Source organism: Faecalicatena contorta, assembly GCF_021531895.1.
Lineage (GTDB): Bacteria > Bacillota > Clostridia > Lachnospirales > Lachnospiraceae > JAFBIX01.
This window is the reverse complement of sequence record NZ_JAFBIX010000059.1, coordinates 1-2,652: the sequence shown is the minus strand read 5'-3', so window position 1 is coordinate 2,652 and position 2,652 is coordinate 1. Positions and strand designations below refer to the sequence as shown.

The window sequence follows — 2,652 nt, the reverse complement described above, 5'->3', positions numbered from 1 at the left end:
TTTATAATCTATGTTAAATTCATGTAAAAAAAATCTCCGTGATTTTGTCACGGAGATTTTTGAATCTAAGCTACTTTATATGGTTTTCTTTTAAATATTTCTTTTGCTTTTGGATCAACTTTAGATTCCATGCTGGAATAGTACCTTATCATATCGTTTTTAATCTGTTTCCGGTTTCTTCTCTCTTTACGCATAACACAGACATCCTTTCATGGTTCATATAATACTTAATATATCTTTTGATAAAGATAATTTATCGTAGAATTATTTTTATTATATGAAATCACGTTTAAGTCTATGTTAAATCCGGACTTTCCTCTAGCACAGAAGTGCAATGTGGACATCTAAGTGCATCAATTGCAATCTCACTTTTGCAAAACGGACAAGTTTTTGTCGTTACAGGCGCTTCTTCCTCTTCTTTTTTCGGTGCAAACTTTGCAGCAGCGTTGTTCATTGCTTTGATGATTATAAACAGTACTAATGCCATAATCAGGAAATTGATGACAGCTGTTAAAAATTTTCCATAATTCAAGGTCACCTCACCAAGAATATTCCAGGACAGCTTGTCAAAATTCATTCCTCCAAATAATCCAAGAATTGGATTGATGATATCTTCTACAAATGAAGACACAATACTGGTAAACGCACCGCCTATGATAATACCTACTGCCATATCCATGACATTGCCACGGCTGATAAACTCCTTAAATTCTTTTATAAAGTTTTTCATCTTTCGTCTTCCTCCTTATGATCGAACTGTTATTAATCATTATAATAAATAGTCTATAAACTGTACAGAATAATTACTACATTTTCTGATATTAACAGACGCATCATTCTTTCCTTGAAAATCAAATTCAATAATTTGTTATTGTATTTCACAAAAAAGCACGATATAATAACTAAGTATAAAAGGGGTGCTTGCTTTAAGCAGGCTGAGAGTAAGCTAGTGTGCTTTAACCCATGACCTGATTTGGATAATGCCAACGTAGGGACATAAAGTATGAATTATGTACGGTATGCTTCCTTTGCGTACCGTTTTTTGTTTTATAAAAACATTTCGCGAGAATGCACACTTTTGCTCTTTCTCAATACCTCATGCGGCAGATTGGGAGCACCACCTTTTGCCGCACTATAAAATTTAATGAATATGTTCATTAAAAGCAAAGTGAAGGAGGAAAAGAATATGTCTGGTTACACAACACAGATGGATGCTGCCCGTCAGGGTATCGTCACACCTGAAATGAAAATTGTTGCAGAAAAAGAACACTGGGATGTAGAAGATCTGCGCAATGCAATTGCCAAAGGAGAGATTATCATTCCATGCAACAAAAAACACACTTCTTTGAATCCAAGCGGAGTAGGCGCTAAGTTAACTACAAAGATTAATGTCAACTTAGGAGTCTCCCGCGACTGGAAAGATGTGGATATGGAGTATGAGAAGGTACGTTCTGCTGTAGAAATGGGAGCAGAGGCAATCATGGATCTAAGTTCCTATGGAGATACCAGAAGTTTTCGTCGTAAACTCACACAAGAATGCCCTGCCATGATCGGTACAGTTCCAATTTATGATGCAGTCGTTTATTACCACAAACCGTTGGGACAGATTACTGCGCAGGAATGGCTGGATATTGTAAGAATGCATGCAGAAGATGGTGTGGATTTTATGACGATTCATTGTGGTATGAATCGCGCAACGGCTGCAAGATTTAAACAGAACAAACGTCTGATGAATATCGTATCTCGCGGAGGCTCCATTATGTTTGCCTGGATGGAAATGACCGGGGAAGAGAACCCGTTCTATGAACATTATGATGAGATCCTTGATATCTGTCGTGAATATGATATTACGATGAGCCTTGGAGACGCATGTCGTCCAGGCTGTATTGCAGATGCTACTGATACCGCACAAATCGAGGAGTTGATTACCCTGGGAGAACTGACCAAGCGTGCCTGGGCCAAGGATGTACAGGTTATGATTGAAGGACCTGGACATATGCCTATGAATCAGATCGCTGCAAATATGGAAATTCAAAAAACCTTGTGTCATGGTGCACCGTTCTATGTACTTGGTCCATTGGTAACCGATGTTGCTCCTGGATATGACCATATTACTTCTGCTATTGGAGGCGCAATCGCAGCTGCATCTGGCGCTGCATTTTTATGTTATGTCACTCCGGCTGAACACTTACGTCTTCCAAATGCTGCTGATGTAAAGGAAGGTATCGTAGCTGCAAAAATCGCAGCACACGCAGCTGATATAGCAAAAGGAATTCCTGGCGCAACAGATTGGGATTATCAGATGAGTGAAGCAAGAAAACGCCTTGACTGGGAAGCAATGTTCAAGCTTAGCATGGATCCTGAAAAAGCACGTCGTTATCGTGAAGAAGCAAAACCAGAAAAAGAAGACACCTGTAGTATGTGTGGAAACTTCTGCGCAGTAAAAAATACGAATCGAATCCTGGATGGAGAAATTGTAAGTATTTTTGACGAGTAAATGGGAATTTAGATGAGTTAGTTGGTAATGGGTGTGTACGGCGAGAGGATGGATGGGATGGTTGCCATTGCGGAGTCCTTCGCTAAGAATCCATAACAGGAAAAGAAGCAGATATTTTGTGACCAGGCTGATTCACCCCGAAATCTTGATGATTT

The 2,652-nt window shown here is 39.1% G+C and carries 3 protein-coding genes and 1 riboswitch; of the genes, 1 reads left to right on the top strand and 2 read right to left on the bottom strand.

Annotation, left to right across the window (positions count from 1 at the left end):
- Positions 1 to 65: 65 nt before the first annotated feature.
- Together JQM81_RS13630 and mscL are read right to left on the bottom strand one after the other, a co-directional pair.
- Positions 66 to 194: a hypothetical protein gene (locus tag JQM81_RS13630; RefSeq protein ID WP_268826667.1), complete on the bottom strand. Its 129-nt coding sequence runs from the start codon at positions 192 to 194 to the stop codon at positions 66 to 68.
- 101 nt (positions 195 to 295) lie between these two features.
- The gene (gene mscL / locus JQM81_RS13310) at positions 296 to 730 is read right to left on the bottom strand and encodes a large conductance mechanosensitive channel protein MscL (RefSeq protein WP_235234284.1); all 435 of its coding nucleotides are present in this window, start codon (positions 728 to 730) and stop codon (positions 296 to 298) included.
- Between the two features lie 173 nt (positions 731 to 903).
- A riboswitch (TPP riboswitch) is annotated at positions 904 to 1,012 on the top strand.
- 174 nt (positions 1,013 to 1,186) lie between these two features.
- On the opposite strand from mscL, the gene thiC reads away from it, so the two are divergent.
- Positions 1,187 to 2,497, top strand: coding sequence for a phosphomethylpyrimidine synthase ThiC (thiC, locus tag JQM81_RS13305; RefSeq protein WP_235234283.1), 1,311 nt, complete (start codon positions 1,187 to 1,189; stop codon positions 2,495 to 2,497).
- The last annotated feature ends 155 nt before the right edge of the window (positions 2,498 to 2,652 follow it).